This is a genomic window from Gluconobacter japonicus (assembly GCF_002723975.1).
In the GTDB taxonomy this organism is placed as follows: Bacteria; Pseudomonadota; Alphaproteobacteria; order Acetobacterales; family Acetobacteraceae; genus Gluconobacter; species Gluconobacter japonicus.
On sequence record NZ_BEWO01000009.1, the window covers coordinates 116,599 to 133,166 of the forward strand.

14 protein-coding genes and 1 tRNA gene are annotated in these 16,568 nt (G+C 53.1%); 5 read left to right on the forward strand and 10 right to left on the reverse strand.

The annotated features are described in order from the left end of the window. Positions 1 to 13: 13 nt before the first annotated feature. Together GJA01_RS08310 and GJA01_RS08315 are read right to left on the reverse strand one after the other, a co-directional pair. Positions 14 to 652: a 2OG-Fe(II) oxygenase family protein gene (locus tag GJA01_RS08310; RefSeq protein WP_010503380.1), complete on the reverse strand. Its 639-nt coding sequence runs from the start codon at positions 650 to 652 to the stop codon at positions 14 to 16. Positions 653 to 732: 80 nt separating this feature from the next. Beyond that, complete coding sequence (locus GJA01_RS08315; RefSeq protein ID WP_010503379.1) at positions 733 to 1,050, reverse strand: hypothetical protein; 318 nt, start codon at positions 1,048 to 1,050, stop codon at positions 733 to 735. Between the two features lie 198 nt (positions 1,051 to 1,248). On the opposite strand from GJA01_RS08315, the gene GJA01_RS08320 reads away from it, so the two are divergent. Together GJA01_RS08320 and GJA01_RS08325 are read left to right on the forward strand one after the other, a co-directional pair. Next, a complete protein-coding gene (locus tag GJA01_RS08320; protein WP_062504551.1) occupies positions 1,249 to 2,223 on the forward strand; it encodes an alpha/beta hydrolase in 975 nt (324 codons plus the stop codon). 84 nt (positions 2,224 to 2,307) lie between these two features. Then, complete coding sequence (locus GJA01_RS08325) at positions 2,308 to 4,953, forward strand: 2-oxoglutarate dehydrogenase E1 component (RefSeq protein WP_062504552.1); 2,646 nt, start codon at positions 2,308 to 2,310, stop codon at positions 4,951 to 4,953. A 21-nt stretch (positions 4,954 to 4,974) separates the two neighbouring features. Here the strand turns inward: GJA01_RS08325 and GJA01_RS15250 are convergent, their stop codons facing one another. Together GJA01_RS15250 and GJA01_RS08330 are read right to left on the reverse strand one after the other, a co-directional pair. After that, a complete protein-coding gene (locus GJA01_RS15250; RefSeq protein ID WP_164473959.1) occupies positions 4,975 to 5,133 on the reverse strand; it encodes a hypothetical protein in 159 nt (52 codons plus the stop codon). A 53-nt stretch (positions 5,134 to 5,186) separates the two neighbouring features. Further along, a complete protein-coding gene (locus tag GJA01_RS08330) occupies positions 5,187 to 6,497 on the reverse strand; it encodes an ATP-dependent DNA helicase (RefSeq protein WP_062504553.1) in 1,311 nt (436 codons plus the stop codon). A gap of 317 nt (positions 6,498 to 6,814) precedes the next feature. Between GJA01_RS08330 and GJA01_RS08335 the strand changes: the two genes are divergently transcribed. Next, positions 6,815 to 7,984, forward strand: coding sequence for a glycosyltransferase family 2 protein (locus GJA01_RS08335; RefSeq protein ID WP_061929849.1), 1,170 nt, complete (start codon positions 6,815 to 6,817; stop codon positions 7,982 to 7,984). Between the two features lie 112 nt (positions 7,985 to 8,096). Next, positions 8,097 to 9,293, forward strand: a complete 1,197-nt coding sequence (locus GJA01_RS08340) for a hypothetical protein (protein WP_145993785.1) — start codon at positions 8,097 to 8,099, stop codon at positions 9,291 to 9,293. On the opposite strand, the gene GJA01_RS08345 is transcribed toward GJA01_RS08340, so the two are convergent. Continuing rightward, positions 9,290 to 11,089 (reverse strand): glycosyltransferase family 2 protein, encoded by a 1,800-nt coding sequence (locus GJA01_RS08345; RefSeq protein WP_169925629.1) that lies wholly within the window; start codon positions 11,087 to 11,089, stop codon positions 9,290 to 9,292. The genes GJA01_RS08340 and GJA01_RS08345 overlap by 4 nt on opposite strands. Positions 11,090 to 11,418: 329 nt before the next feature. Then, positions 11,419 to 11,494 (reverse strand) — tRNA-Lys (locus tag GJA01_RS08350). Positions 11,495 to 11,625: 131 nt separating this feature from the next. Between GJA01_RS08350 and GJA01_RS08355 the strand changes: the two genes are divergently transcribed. Next, the gene (locus GJA01_RS08355; RefSeq protein WP_062504557.1) at positions 11,626 to 12,006 is read left to right on the forward strand and encodes a DUF6525 family protein; all 381 of its coding nucleotides are present in this window, start codon (positions 11,626 to 11,628) and stop codon (positions 12,004 to 12,006) included. Positions 12,007 to 12,037: 31 nt separating this feature from the next. Here the strand turns inward: GJA01_RS08355 and GJA01_RS08360 are convergent, their stop codons facing one another. The 4 genes from GJA01_RS08360 to GJA01_RS08375 all read right to left on the reverse strand — a co-directional run. Then, positions 12,038 to 12,523, reverse strand: coding sequence for a peptidylprolyl isomerase (locus GJA01_RS08360; protein WP_007281791.1), 486 nt, complete (start codon positions 12,521 to 12,523; stop codon positions 12,038 to 12,040). A 31-nt stretch (positions 12,524 to 12,554) separates the two neighbouring features. Beyond that, positions 12,555 to 13,073: a pantetheine-phosphate adenylyltransferase gene (gene coaD / locus GJA01_RS08365; protein ID WP_062504559.1), complete on the reverse strand. Its 519-nt coding sequence runs from the start codon at positions 13,071 to 13,073 to the stop codon at positions 12,555 to 12,557. Beyond that, entirely contained in the window at positions 13,066 to 15,837 is a 2,772-nt protein-coding gene (gene gyrA / locus GJA01_RS08370) for a DNA gyrase subunit A (RefSeq protein ID WP_373317477.1), read from the reverse strand. Before gyrA ends, coaD begins: the two co-directional genes overlap by 8 nt. 142 nt (positions 15,838 to 15,979) lie before the next feature. Beyond that, on the reverse strand, positions 15,980 to 16,568 hold a 589-nt coding region (locus GJA01_RS08375; protein ID WP_099282337.1), incomplete at its 5' end, for a class I SAM-dependent methyltransferase.

Sequence of the window (16,568 nt, forward strand, 5' to 3'; positions counted from 1 at the left end):
GTTCCCTTTAAAATCAGCCTACAAAAGGCAGGCGCTTGACCAGCGCCGAAAGACGATGCCGTCGCAGTTCGTACCGGGCCTTCTGACCCGTCGCCATATAATTGAGCTGGATGGCATACCGCGTCCCAACAAACTGCCGATGTCCGTGCCAGGTCGTCGGACCATTCGGAAACACCAGAAGTGTCCCCTCCGCCGGTGTCACCTCAACATCGTAGTCCTCAACATCATCCGGACCATTCAGCAGACGCAGACAGCCATCCCGGGAAACCCAGTCTTCACCCCGTGGATTCAGATACAACAGGATCGTCACCAGTTTGGCGTCGGAATCCCGATGGATGCGTCCATCTTTTTCCCGTGTCCGCCCACGCATCGTCAGCATCGTCGGCGCATCCGCCAGATCCAGACCGAATTTTTCCGCAATCAGAGCCTTGAGCCGAGGCCCCTGCAATTCCTCAATCATGGCCGCCACACGCGGCGTCAGCTTTAAGGCCTCGGGCGGAAAAGACCCACCGGATTTCATTTCCGGCAAGTCCGCCACAACAGCCTTGAGATCATCATTGCTAATGAAATGCGGCACCACGACATGCGGGAAAGGCTTCTCCGCAACCGGTGTCTGCGTCAGGGCATCATAATCGAGAGAAATGTTGGACATAGCCCCTGAGGCTAGCCCCGCCCCACAAACCCGGCAAGGCCTATTCCACACATGCCAGCCTTCTCCCAGACGAAAGAAACTTACCCTCTAAGCGGCTTGTATGTCTTGGAAACCCTGCTCGTCGCAAGATACCGGACATATCCTGCCCCCAACCGGTTTGCCCCTCCCGTACAGACCTGCGGATGCGGAATATCCTTCACTTCTCCGACCCAGGCCGTATGCAACAGCTTTGGGTTAATCCGACAGACAATCAAACGCCGGTCCACCCCCGACATTCCCGCATCCTCAACAAGGTGACTCTGAACGCTCTGCGCGTCATGCGACACCGACTGCGCCTGCACACCCGACAAAGGCAAACCGAGAGCAAATCCAAGACAGAAGACAGACAGAGCACGCATGAGCAGAACTCCCCACACGCCCACGGCGATTTTTGGAAAAGGCCAGCAGGCACTGCTCCTAAGACGACTCTCGAACCAGAAAAGTTGCGGCATTTTTGTGGCAAACTTTACCTGGGCCTGAATCCTGTCTTTCAAACCCCTGTTTTTAACAGACGTTTAAGCCTGACGACGCGTCATCATGTATTCCGAGGAACATCCATGAACACTCTCCCCCTCGTCCTTCCTGAACTCCGCCCCGCCCTCGACATTTTCCCCTCTGTCGATCTCAGCTCAGAAACCCTTCCTGCATTAAGAAGCGCACTGGAAGACAGGGCAGCACAAGCTTTCCAGACCGCCGAAGATTTTCGGGTAACGCTCGAACAACGCCACATTCCAGCAGGCGGTGATGATGAAAGAACGATCCGCCTTCTCACGATCCGCCCCACGCACACCGCCTCATCTCCACGCCCGGTTCTGCTTCATCTTCACGGTGGCGGACACTGCGCCGGCCGTCCCGAGCAGAATACTGGTGATCTCTGCCGTTTCGCACAGGAGTTAAACTGCCTGGTCATCTCCCCGGACTATCGCCTGACACCCGAAACGCCATTCCCCGGTGGCATCGAAGATGCTTACACCACCCTCTGCTGGATCCATGACAACGCCGAGACCCTCAACATTCGTCGTGACCAAATCGGCGTCACCGGCGAAAGCGCAGGCGGAAATCTTGCCGCTGCACTCTGCCTGCTTGCCAGAGACCGACACGGCCCGGCCATTCTGTTCCAGAACCTGATCTACCCCATGCTGGATGATCGTACCGTCAATGACGCTCCCAACCCCTCCCCCACCGCCGGAGAATTTGTCTGGACGCGCGCAAGCAATACCTACGCATGGGACATTCTTCTGACCCCTTCGCGTCCCGGTGATGAAAACATTTCCCCTTATGCCGCTCCAGCCCGCGCCACAGATCTATCCGGCCTGCCACCAACCATCATGACCGTCGGCGCTCTCGATCTCTTTCTCGAAGAGGACCTGCTCTATGCCCAGCGCCTCATCAGAAGCGGCGTCTCTGTAGAACTGGATGTCGTCCCCGGCGCCTATCACGCCTTTGACGTCACCGATGCCCCCATTGCAAAACAGACGCTTGAACGACGCATCACTTCCATGAGGCGCTTCTTCTCCCCATCTGAAGATTGACACGGAATGCTGCATCCAAATGCGTTCCCCACTTTCCCGTGATGGGCTAAAGTTCGCGCCCCCTGGGACTGGAGACCGATTTTCATGGGCGATCACCGCGACGACCGCGATGCCATCAATGGCGCCAACACCGTCTATCTGGCCGAGCTTCACGCTCGCTGGCAGAACGACCCCGCGTCTATTGATCCAGCGTTTGCCGCCCTGTTCGAAACCCTCGGCGCCGACCGCCCCCCAACAGACACACCAAATGGCAGCGCCGAGGCTCTGAAAAACGCCTACCGTCTGCGCGGCCATTCCCTGGCCAAACTCGATCCTTTAGGACTGGCCACTACACCAGCAATCCCGGAACTCAGTCCTCCCGATGCAGACCGGGACCTTCTAGCCCGTCTGCGTCGCGCATATTCCGGCACCCTGACAGCAGAATTCATGCACATTCAGGACCCCACCCAGCGTCAGTGGTGGATTGATCGCCTGGAAAACACCGCTCCCGTCGTCGCTATGGAGCCAGAACGCATTCTCCTCGCCCTGACACGCGCCGAAGGATTCGAAGGCTTCTGTCAGAAGCGCTTCATGGGTATGCGCCGCTTCGGTCTGGAAGGCGGAGAAAGCGTTATCGTCGCCCTCCGCACCCTGATCGACGCCGCCGCCCGCGATGGCGCAAAGTCCGTTTCGCTCGGCATGCCACATCGTGGCCGCCTGAACGTCATGGCCAACATCCTGCGCAAACCCTTCGCCGCCATTTTCAGCGAATTTGCAGGCGCATCCTTCAAACCAGACGATATCCAGGGCTCCGGGGACGTAAAATACCATCTCGGCACAGCCACCACGATGGAACACGCAGGCCACAAACTGCGCATCTCCCTACTGCCCAATCCATCCCATCTGGAGGCCGTCGATCCCGTCGTCCTCGGACGCGTCCGTGCTGATCAGGACCGCGAGAAAGACAAAGACCGTGATCGCCACCTAGGCATCCTTGTTCACGGTGACGCCGCCTTCGCTGGGCAAGGTGTCGTTTACGAGACACTGGCCCTTTCCAAGCTCGAAGGTTATCGCACCGGCGGCACGGTTCACGTCATCATCAACAACCAGATCGGATTCACCACCGTCCAATCAGATGCCCATTCCGGCATCCACAACACCGACGTCGCCAAATCCATTCAGGCTCCGATCCTGCATGTCAATGGTGATGATCCGGATGCTGTCGCCCGAGCTGCTCTTCTGGCTCATGAATGGCGGCGCGATTTCCATTCAGACGTCGTCCTCGACGTTGTCTGCTATCGCCGCCATGGCCACAACGAAACGGATGAACCGGCTTTCACCCAGCCAGCGATGGTGCACGCCATCCAGTCCCGTCCAACCACCCGTCGCCTCTACGCCGAGCATCTGATCCGCCAGGGCATCCTGACGGCCGAACAGGTCGAGGATATGTGGCAGCATTTCCAGCGCCGACTGGAAGAACAATACGCCGCGTCCGAGCACTACCGACCTGTCTCCACAGACTGGCTGGACGGCCCCCAGGACTCCACACGCCTTCAGGACGAGCCCGAACGCATCCAGCCCATGACCGGCGTCCCACTGGAACGTCTGCGCATGGTTGGTGAAGCCATCGGCACCATCCCGCCGGGACTGAACGTCCATCCGCGCCTCGCCCGCCAGATCGTTGCTCGTGGCAAGGCCGTAGCTGATGGCGGACCACTCGACTGGGCGACCGCCGAAGCCCTCGCTTTTGGAACCCTGTCAATGGACGGGCATCCTGTGCGCCTGTCAGGTCAGGACAGCCGTCGCGGCACCTTCAGCCAGCGTCACGCCGTCCTGTTCGATCAGGATACCGGCCGGGAAGAAACCCTTCTGGCCCATATCGCGCCCCATCAGGTCCCTCTGCACCTTTGGAATTCTCCGCTCTCCGAATTTGCCGTCCTCGGCTTCGAATACGGCTATTCACTCGGTGATCCAGATGCACTGGTTCTGTGGGAGGCTCAATTCGGAGACTTCGCAAATGGTGCACAGGTCATTCTCGACCAGTTCATCGCTTCCGGCGAAACGAAATGGCTCCGAACATCAGGCCTGACGCTCCTACTGCCACACGGCTACGAAGGTGGCGGCCCTGAACATTCATCAGCCAGACCAGAGCGTATTCTCCAGCTTTGCGCGGAAAACAATCTGCGCGTCTGTAACATCACTAGCCCCGCAAACTATTTCCACGCCCTGCGCCGCCAGATTGCAAGGCGCTGCCGCAAGCCACTGGTTATCTTCACACCCAAGTCTCTCCTGAGACACAAGGAAGCAACTTCCCCGCTTGTAGAAATGGGTCCACACACACGCTTCCAGCCCGTTCTGGCAGACCCACAGCAGATTAAAGACGCCAGAAAGATCATTCTATGTTCAGGCAAGGTCTTCTACGATCTCACTGCCGAACGGACCCGACAAAACCGCACGGACGTCGCCATCATCCGTCTGGAACAGCTCTATCCCTTCCCGCACCACGCCCTGATCCAGCAGCTGGAATTATACCCGGACGCCGAACAGATCATCTGGTGCCAGGAAGAACCACAGAACAACGGCGCATGGATTTTCGTAGACCGACGCATCGAACGCGCCCTGCAGGAATGCGGACACAAGGTCCAGCGTCCACAGTATGTGGGCCGCGAAAGCGCCGCGTCACCGGCTACAGGCCTGCCCGGCGCTCACGCCGCCCAGCAGGAAAAACTGATTCAAGACGCACTGACCTGACTACCAGCCAGTGCCGTGTCTTCAGGTTGGGCCGCCCTGATACCCGAAACTGCTGCGGCCCGATCCGGTATTTCCATACCCGTCCCCCCGGAACTGCCGTGAGCCCTGACCACCATAATCAGGGCCACAGGCCGCAAGCGCCATAAGGGCAGCTAGCGCCAAACCTACTTTAAAACGCATCGTTCATTCCTCTTTCCCGAATGACCAGCCAGAAACGTATCTGTCTGTATGCCTTAAGACATTCCGACATTGACCAAAAAAACCATATCCGTCGCCCGCGTCAGTGCCACATAGCAGAGCTGCTGTGTTTCAAGAGGGTTTCCTCCTGCCCGGCGTCGAATATCCCCCAGATCAACAAAGACATTCCTGAACGTACTGCCCTGAGACGTATGCACGGTCATGGCATAAATAGCCTGCAGGTTCAGCAGCGCACTCAGGAACGCAAACCGGTGCTGCCACCGCTTGCGTTCCTGCTTGGCTTCCTGAACAAGCCGGCGCTCTACAGCCTGAAGCTTCCGCTCATCCTGAACCAGATGGGCCGTGATTTCCTCGCCGGACATCGTCAGCACCGTCAGTTCCCAGGACGGAATATCCGTAGACCAGGCTGCTACAGACCCGCAGGCTTCAAACCGATATGACAGACGAGACGCCTGAATATCCATCACCAGAACTTCTTCATTAGTAGCAATCTGCTGGCGATTTTTGTCTTCGTTCTGTCGGCTGAAAGGTGCTCGCGCGACCGCACGCTCCCCCGGCATGAACGGCATTTCGATATGCTCCCCATACCGCCATTGCCGAACCATCTGATTAACCTGATGGACGCGACTATTCGTCCAGCAAAGATACCGGAAACTATCGTTATCTGCATCGAAAGCATCGGACGTAAACGCTTTGCGAACCCAGCTTTCCACATCCTTTGGAATAAACAGTCCCGATGAATCGCGGCGCGCGTCCTGCACCCAGCTCCAGTCCACAGAACCCCCCTGGCTCTGGCGAATGACAGTCGCGGCTTCCAGAATGGGATTGCCTGCCGCCTGCCGAACAACCGTTTCAAGATGCGATCTGGATGGAACTGAAAAGGAAGGAGAGGCCTCTTCTCCAACTGGTGGAAGCTGCGCCGGATCTCCCACAAACAGCACGAAACAGAACTTCAAAAGATCTCGAATCCAGCCCATGAGTTCCCGCGAAATCATGGAACACTCATCAATAATAACTACACCATCCGGTATCGTCTGTGGGCGTTTCGCACGTATCAGCGTCGTACCCCTACCCTGCAACGATGGCTGTAAACCCAGATGACTCTGGATGGTCCGACATTCAACATCCTGAGGCACTTTTGAGCGCAGAACAGCCGTTGCCTTGTGCGTTGGAGCCGTAATGACAGTCACAACTTTCATTCGCAGAAAATGTTGCGCCACTTCCTGCATTAGCGTTGTTTTCCCACTCCCCGCATACCCCGTCAGCAGGTGTGTAGGCCGTCCTTCGGCATGTGCCTTGATAATCTCATCAAGAGCAGTTCTCTGGGAAAGAGTAAGCGTTACCATAAACCTCCCCTTCCCACACTCTCATCTGTTGCGCCACTTTGACATGACATATGGCGAACGAAACCTATACCCCTCGCCAATCCATTCCCGCTCCGAACTCCTAAAAGCGCGAAATATTCGACAGCCAGACATATTGAAACGTCACATCAGATGTCAGTTAGTCGTCCCGGAAACCTCTTGCGGTCATATCAAGACCACCCTAGGATCAAAGAGGCAATTTGTCGTCCAAGCGCGGAGAGAAGCCGTTCATTTTTACTGGATAACTTTTTCGGCGCCGTGGCAATTAGACCTCAGATGACTGGAAAGACCAGCTGTAGATGACCGTATCCACGCAGAGTGCTCCAACGGCAGGGCTTGTCGAAAGAACACCCAAAGAACGCTATGCCATTGATCATATCAGAACAACGGATGATCGGATTTCGATCGCTGGCTGGTTTCTGGATAGTGGTGATTTTGAAACAATCCGAATTATATGCGGCGACAGAACTCTGCATTTACCGCACGCAGATGAATGGCAACAACCCAGCCTGGACGTAGCAGCGTCGACAGAGCCTCGTTATAATGCTGTCCGTTTCAATATCGTATTTCCCTTCCCAGAAGATCTGTCTCTCACACTTCTTAAAGCTATTGAGATATCTTTTGAGAAAGAAGACCATATATCAAGAATACCTCTTCTGACTCTTGAACATTCTGAAGAGACACATCTTGCGAATAAGCCACTCCGAGAGCTCAAGCTTGGGATTGGAATTCCAACTTACAACAGATCAGATCTCATTGCAGAGACCGTAGAACGCGTCAAAGCACTAACGCAATTCGACCCCATCATCTTCGTTGCGAATGATGGATCCAAAGATAATACTTCCGAAATTCTTGAAGCGATTGAAGGCATTCACGTCCTCAATGCAGAGAATAAAGGTATTGCCTGGAATAAAAATCGCCTTCTTTTTCATCTGCATGAAATAGAAAAATGCGACATCGTTCTTCTTTTGGAAGATGATACACAGCCTATTGCCAAAGGCTGGAACGTGGACTGGATCCTGGCGTGCCTGAATTTCGGACACGTGAATTTTTGCCCCCCATGGTTCCCACATACCAACATTGGAAATGGGTCCTGGCACGCTCCATATTTCAGCGATGCTCTAACCGCTCAATGCTCTGGTTTCAGTCGCGAAGCTCTATCGTATGTTGGCTATATCGATACCCGTTTTGGCCGCTATGGACATGAGCACGTTGAACACACTTCGCGCATGATCAGAATGGGGTACGGCGGCCTTACAAAAGAAGATGGAGCATCCAAGTCCTTTTTCCTGCTCCAAGGTGGTCTTGAGATCAAAGACTCAGTTTCCAATTTTTCTCAGGAGCACGTGGACGAAAATGCTCAGATTTTTCAAAAAATTCATAGCGAATGTGCCTATCGCTCGCCTTGGCGTGACGACGAACAGATCATGCGCCTTCGTGATGAAATGAAAAAAGTAAAGCGACAATAATTCAATTTATTTTTAAAAACATCCATGTGCTGAAATATTACCTTCGGTACATGGATATAATTTTTATTATAATATCAATGCAACCTTACCTGAACAGCACAGGGAAGTACCTTTGGCTCACCAGGATCTGCCCCACAAAAATATCTCACAACTTTTAGCCCGAGTTAGCGTGGTATCACTGCTATACGCGGGTATTATGATACCTACGCCGCTAAAAGCAGCTTCCTGTACAGAGCGACCAGTAACAACTTTTGTCAGTTCGGTTATTGGCGGTTATCAACTCTCAGAGCCCGATCGTTTTCCTCATTTACTCAAAACAGGAAATATTGGCCTCTATCAAGTAGATGGAACAACACGCACTATTTTAAACTGGCCCAACAATAACCCAGCATGGATAAAACCCTCTAACTATGACGGCAAAAACGTCATGAAAGCGATGATTTCATTATGGAACAATCGCGCGGGAGGCGGAATATTCGAAGGCGGAGTCTCCCCAGCGCTAACACCTCACCTTCAAGCATCGCATTATAGAACCTTTGCAGACAGCCAGTCGGGAGCAGAATTCAAATGGTTTTCTGCAGGATGGCACCCCCAACTGGTCATGCTTAATCTCAGCTATACGGATGAAGCCACTCCGTTCCCAGGAAGCTATCACAATCCGTCATCAGAATTCACTGATCAGGACGTACAAGATACGACAATAGCACTAAAGGATGCATATCAGAGGACAGGCGCAAAGTTAGTCCTACCCTATATTTCCAATGGATCACGGGGGCACGTCTCCGACACCTCAGAGACTGATCGCCACGGTAACCCAGGGCTTGGTGAACACATACAAAGCAACTATGAAACCGACCCGTATTATAAAAACTCCCGCAAAATTGCTATCGCAGCAGGGGGCTTTGGCATTGATACGCCCGCTAATATCTTTTCAACTGACGCCTATTATGGCCCACGTCACAGCGAAATGTTTCGAAAATTAATTGCCAGCGAAATTCAATGGGCCAATAAAAACCACCTTACTACAGTAGTCTTCATGACTATTTTTGATACGCAACACGGCAAACACGGCGGCGGCCCAGATTTCCATTTTATGGATGGCGTGCAGAAAGAGGTCAATTATTTAATTAAGGCGCATGCTCTACCAACTTACTGGATTGTTGGGCAATATTCCAATGGTCCCGAAAATACCAATATGCCTCAAACAGATACACAGGCAGAGAGTATTACTCAAGTCGCAACGTGGGTTGCAAATCATGCCCCCAACTCTTCGCCTCCATATCCTGAATTAACATGTTCAAAATATTAATTTTTCTTGTACTTCATAATAATATTGTTCCATTTTTCTTTAACAACATTATCATAATGTGAATTCATAACACTTTCATGCGCCTGCTCCATAAGATCGGAAATCTCATCCCGAAATTTTTTACGTACATTTTCATCAGCAATCCGGATGTCGGAAATAAGTCGAAGCCGTCTCATTTCTTCTTCAAGAGCCGGCATGAAGGGTTCTAGGCGCCGATCAGGAAGCGTATTTTCTTCATCGAAAAATTCAGTGAAAACATCTACAAACCGTGCTGTAAACTGCCTTGCAGAGCGAGGGTCGCCACTACCGCCCCGCGGTCTGCTGCATTTCCACACAAACTCTTCCAAAGATTTATGAAAATAATGTGCGATCCAAGCATTATTTTCGCTTTTTCTTCCATGCGCTTGAATTTCCGATTTTTCAGTATGAAGCAAACTCCCTGAAGCATCTAAAGTACGAAAAGACCGCTGCCACGCCCAATGCGGATTATGAGCATGAGCAAATGGTGCCAAACGCGTTTGAAAAGCCGTTTTTACAAGTTCATTTTTAGGCGGTTCCCGACGAAAGAAACGCGCTGCCATGGGAGCATCATGATGCCGAAGTTGACTATCGGGTGCCATCATCGCCCATGAGAAGGTCACAGCATCCGCCCCGCGCGCCTCTTGCAAATCAAAGAAAGTCGAAACATTTTTATAATAATTATGATCTATAGCTAACATTTCATCCAGATCTATAACCAAAGTCCATCGATAATCAAGAATTTGCGGAATAACAGACCCTGCAATTGCATAGGCCTTTCGCTGAATTCTTGTATATGACTGCGGATTGGTATCAATCCATGTGATGAATCCATGATGAGATAAAGCTGAAAGCAACTCATTAGACCCATCAGTATTATTATTGGAACATATGAATATATGATCGAAACCAATCATACGATGCCATGCAACCCATTCCAGCAAATAGATACCTTCGTCGCGTGCGGTTGCTAGAATACATGCGCGTTTATTAGGCTCAATAAGCCTGCGTGTCTGCCCGGTTAAAGCCAACCCTAATGGAGGAGCAGTGCGTTCTCCATAATCAATTCTTCCAAGAAAATCAGTCGTTACACTGAAACGGAACGATTTTATAGGGCGGCGATCCTCTTTCCAGTTTGCCAGTTCCGGCAAAGCTGTATTGATCCAGTAATCATCAGGAACAGCCAAACGAACCCGCTCTCTTAAAACAGAATTTTCAAGTAAAAATTTACCAAAATGTTCCATTCCATCCCGAGTGAGCAAACGCAAAAACGCCACCAACCACTTATTCATATTTATGCTATCGGAGGACAGGCACCATTTTTTCAAGGAGATAGCATTCATTCCTTCTGAAACGACTTCCTGAATAGCCTCTCTCAATTTCAGCGGTAATATTAAATCAGAAGGCGCATCCTCAAGAATAAAGCTTTCCCATTCTGCAACATAGGGTCTGTCGCAAACCATGGGCTTATTATGCTGAATGGGGGGAACTGAAATATAATGCTCCCACAAAGGATTTCTGAGAGCAATTTTACCGCTTTTTGCAGGAACTACACGATATGACAGCAGAGGACGCCGTAAATCTTTATCATTCTCACACGACAGTAGTGGACTATCAGTTGTTCCCATCAAAAAACCCAGATCAGTTCTTGATGAATGACGGATCAGAACAATTGGTATTATGTCAGGACTGGCTTGAAGCATTCCTGTATGGGAGCAGACTCCAACAAGACTTTTATGTACAGTCCGAAGGGTGTGAATCAGAAAATTATCAGCCATCAACTCACATACCAGATAACCACTGAGCATTAAAATGACGTACCACCACAGTCATGAAATGCCCCGAGACAGACAATTTTCTACCATAATGCAGATTTTAATTTTGAAAAATGTTTTCTGCTGTTCAGGGAGTGATCTTCCATAATTATGAAAAATATCAAGGATTAAATATGCAATATTTCAGTCTTATTCTGATGTCGTGGAATAAAAACCTAGTCATTTCTTTGTGTGATTTTTAAAAAATCAATTAAAAACAGCTTTTACCCAGAGCCCTTACATCTCCTCGGAGATTTTTTCAGGCATCATTTTATTTCAGAAAATAAGCAGTTTGGTGAACCGGCTGGGACTCGAACCCAGGACCATTCGATTAAAAGTCGAATGCTCTACCAACTGAGCTACCGGTTCATCCGAGCGGATGGCTACCCTACAACCACCATAAGGTCAACCTCTTGCGAGAGGAAAAGAGCACCAATTCCATTTTATGGTTATGTTATAACATATATGTACCTTGTCGTTTCATCGCCTGAAAAGAGCATATGACCGCAAAGATCCGAACAAAGTCTCACCCACAGCCATTCAATGACCGTACGGTCAGACATGAAATCTGGCAGCGCTTTGAGGGAAACGATTGGGAAGCCTTCGACCAGCTCCCACCCTCCATACGCAAGCGTCTGAACGAACACGTTTACGATGCATGGTCCGTCAATGCCCTGATGCTCTGGAAGCATTACAAGCGCATCTACGGCCGCACTGCACGCGCGGAACGTGCGCTGATCAAGTATCTTGATTACTGCGAGCGCCTTGAACGCAAGGCCTTCTCTGAACGTTACACTGCCCAGTGCGGGACGCTCTATCCCCATGATGCCGCAGGAGCGACAGTTCTTCGCACCTCGAAAGGCGGACAAGAGTCTGTCTGAACGTACCAGACGCACAGACAGACTACATAACTTATGCTTCGACGTAGGCCTTAACAATGGTGTCCGGATCCTTGACCATGCCTGACGAACCAGCGCCACGCTTGATCTGATCCACGTATTCCATGCCCTCAATCACCTTGCCAGCGATCGTGTACTGACCGTTCAGGGACGGAACGTCCTGGAACATGATGAAGAACTGGCTGTTTGCAGAGTGCGGCGCCATCGTGCGGGCCATCCCCAGCGTACCACGCTCAAACTTCGCCTTATCCGTGAACTCAGCCTTCAGGTCCGGATAGTTGCTGCCGCTCGTGCCTGTCCCGGTCGGATCGCCACCCTGAGCCATGAAGCCCTCGATCACACGATGGAACTTCACACCATCATAAAAGCCTTCGCTTGCCAGAAGCTTCAGACGCTCCACAGCCAGCGGCGCCAGATCAGGGCGCAGCTCAATGACGACCTTGCCATTCTTGAGTTCAAAAACCAGCTTGTTACCGTCGGGTACTGCGGTCTCAGACATCTTGGAACCTTCCAGAAATCAATGAAGGTTCCTATGTCGCCCTTCGACCCAGTTTCGACAAGACGAGACTTGCAACATCTTCACTGACAAAGGAGGAAATATCTCCATTAAGCCGGGCAATTTCTTTCACGATCCGACTGGCCGTCGTGCGATGTCCTTCAGCAGACAGCAGAAAAACCGTCTCGATCTCCGGCGCAAGACGCCGCAGCGCACCAGAAAGCTGGCTCTCAAAGTCGAAATCCCCCCCTGAGCGAAGACCACGCACAACCGTGCCCGCACCAGCCTTGCGCACTGCATCGACCAGCAGGGTATCAAATCCCAGAACTTCAATCCGGCTAGCATGAGGCAGTTTGGATACCTCATGCCGCATCATCTCCAGACGCTCTTCCAACGTCAGAAGCGGATGCTTGCCCTCATTGACCGCCACACCAACCAGCAGGCGATCAAAAAGAGCAGACGTACGATCAATAATATCCAGATGACCGAACGTCACCGGATCAAACGTGCCGGGATAAAACCCGACACGTGGATCAGTCCGCCCCTCAGGCATCAGGAGTAGTGTCACCCGCTGGAGCTTCGCCATCCGTTGCAGCCCCCTCAACAGGGGCTGCACCTTCCTGCGTAGCGACGACATCCCCTTCGATCAGGTCACCCTCCTCCCCGTCATCTTCCACAACAGGGAAGACACAGATAACCGTCTCGGTGTCGTTCAGTCGGAACAACGTCACACCACTGGCCTGACGCGCCATGACACGCACCTGAGACACCGGCAGACGGATCAGACGACCCGTATCCGTCACCAGCATGACGTCCGTGCCATCCAGCGTCGGAAGGGTCCCAACCACTTCCTTGCCACGACGATTGGCCGAGAAGGTCATGTTCGTGATGCCCTGACCGCCACGGCCCGACACACGGTAATCATAGGCAGAAGAACGACGGCCAAACCCGCCATCCGTTACAGTCAGAAGTATTTCTTCCTGCTGCTCCAGCTCCTCGAAACGCTCCTGCGTCAGATCACCGGCGACCTCTACCGCTTCTTCGTCACCGGACACTACCTCTTCTTCGGTACCCTCAGTCAGCGCTGCATTCTCGGCACGACGCTTCGCATTGGCCATCCGCAGATACGCAGCACGCTCTTCAACGCTGGCATCCACATGGTTGAGGATACACAGCGAGATCACTGCATCCCCATCCCCGAGGCGAATACCGCGCACACCCGAGCTGCCACGGCCGGCAAACACACGCAGCGTGTCATCGGTGATCTGGAAGCGAATGCAGCGGGCGTTCTTCGTAGCCAGGAACACGTCCTGACCCTCACGACACGTCGCCACACCGATAAGGGAATCGCCCTCATCCAGCTTCATCGCAATCAGACCGGACGCCCGGATATTCCGGAAATCGTTCAAACGGTTACGACGAACATTACCGCTGGCCGTTGCAAAAGTGAGATGCAGGTCTTCCCACAGCTCCTCATCCTGCGGCAGCGGCAGCACTGCCGTAATGGCGTCTGAACCCAGTTCCGGCAGCAGATTGACCAGCGCGCGGCCCTTGGACGTCGGAGACGCTTCCGGCAAATGCCAGACCTTGGTGCGATACGCCTTACCGCCCGAAGAGAAGAACAGGACCCACTGATGGGTATGAGCATTGAAGCTGCGGATAATGACGTCATCACCACGACGGCCGGAAGCCGTCCGGCCACGTCCACCGCGGTTCTGTGAGCGGAACATCTCAAGCGGCGTCCGCTTGATGAAGCCGTCACGCGTGATAGTGACAACCATCTGACCCGGCTCGATCAGGCTTTCGTCAGACTGGTCGCCCAGCGCATCAGAAATTTCCGACATCCGTGGGGTCGCAATTTCTGCACGAGCCGCCAGAAGCTCATCCCGCATGACTTCCATGCGGCGGATATGGCTCCCGATGATCTCAAGCAACTCACCAATCTTAGCAGCAACTTCGCTCAGTTCACCCTGGATCTTCTCACGTTCCAGACCGGTCAGGCGCTGCAGACGCAGCTCCAGAATACCGCGCGCCTGAGCTTCCGTAAGGCGAACCTTGCCATCAAAGATGATATTGCCTTCGTCCTGGATCAGCTCCAGCAGAGGCACAACTTCACTGGCATCCCACTCACGCGCCATGAGAAGCTCACGCGCCGTCGCCGCATCCGGTGCGGAACGGATCAGAGCGATGACTTCATCAATATTGGCAACGGCCAGAACAAGACCGACCAGCAAATGGCCACGATCACGAACCTTGTTCAGATCGAAACGGGCACGACGCAGAATGACGTCTTCACGGAAGCGGATAAACGCTTCCAGAACGTCCTTCAGACCCATCGTGCGCGGCTTACCTTCATCCAGCGCCAACATATTGACGCTGAAAGACGTCTGAAGCTGCGTGAAACGATAGAGCTGGTTCAGCACGACTTCCGGTGTCGCATCGCGCTTCAGCTCGATGACAACGCGCATTCCGGAACGGTCACTCTCGTCGCGGATATCGGAAATGCCTTCGATTTCCTTGGCGCGGACGAGATCGGCAATCTTCTCCTGAAGCGTTGCCTTGTTCACCTGATACGGGATTTCCGTAATGATGATCGCCTGACGATCCTTGCGGATCTCTTCAATCTCAGCACGCGCACGAACCGGTACAGACCCACGCCCCGTCTCGAATGCCTTGCGAATGCCGCTTCGGCCCATGATGATGCCGCCAGTCGGGAAATCCGGACCGGGAATGATCTGCATCAGCTCATCCAGCTCGATTGCCGGATTGGCAATCATCGCCAGCGTGGCATCAATAACTTCGCCAGGGTTATGCGTCGGGATATTCGTGGCCATACCGACCGCGATACCCGAAGCGCCATTCACCAGAAGATTCGGGAACGTCGCCGGCAGAACCTTCGGTTCGTGTTCGCTTTCGTCGTAGTTCGGCTGGAAATCGACCGTATCGCGCTCGATATCATCCAGCAGAAACGACGCAGACTTGGCCAGACGGGCTTCAGTATAACGCATGGCAGCCGGGCTATCGCCATCGACCGAACCAAAATTACCCTGACCATCAATCAGCTTGACGCGCATCGACCAATGCTGCGCCATACGAACCATGGCATCGTAAATCGAACTGTCACCGTGCGGATGGTATTTACCCATCACGTCACCGACCGCACGAGCAGACTTGCGGTATGGCTTGTCAGACGTAAAGCCACTCTCGCGCATCGCATACAGGATGCGGCGATGGACAGGTTTCAGGCCATCACGCACATCCGGCAGGGCGCGCGAGACGATCACCGACATCGCATAGGCCAGATAGGAGGAGCGCATCTCCTCCTCGATCGTCACCGGAAGACGATCGGAAGGTACAAGATCAGTCGGCTCGTTCAGCTCGGTCAAGACAGGTCCACCACGCTAAAATACAGTCCGCACAGCATAGCCCATGCGCCGCCCACATGCCACACCTACCCCATTACGGCCTGCTTACCGTGAAAACGGTCACGTCCAGCAGGAAACTGCCGTCTTCTTCCAGCCCCAGCCTGTCCTTGACCACGGCCGGTGCCCCACGCTGAAGCGAATGGATGCCGTCCACACGCTCTGCTGGCGTCTGTGTCCGCGCGACCCAGCTTTCAAAAGCCATCCTTAAACGACTGCGCGTCAGTCCCTTCACCAAAAAGCCGGACCGCCCCAGCGCGCTCACCCACTCCCCAATGGAGTAATCCCGCACATGCGAAATATCCCGCATGAGTTCCAATGTCTGAAGCCAGCTATCAGAAACAGCGTCTTCAGGTGCCGTCACATCAACAAACACCGCCAGACCACCGGGCTTCAGAACCCGTCGAGCCTCACGCAACCCTGCTTCGAAGTCATCCCAGTGATGAGCCGTAAAACGGCAAAGCACCGCATCAAAGGCGCAATCTTCGAACGGCAGATTTTCCGCCGAAGCCTGACGAACTTCGATATTGCTGAGCTCACGCTTGGATGCCTCATCCTGAACAACCTGCAACATGCCCGGTGTAATGTCACAAGCCATAACCCGCCCGACATGAGGCGCCACAGCA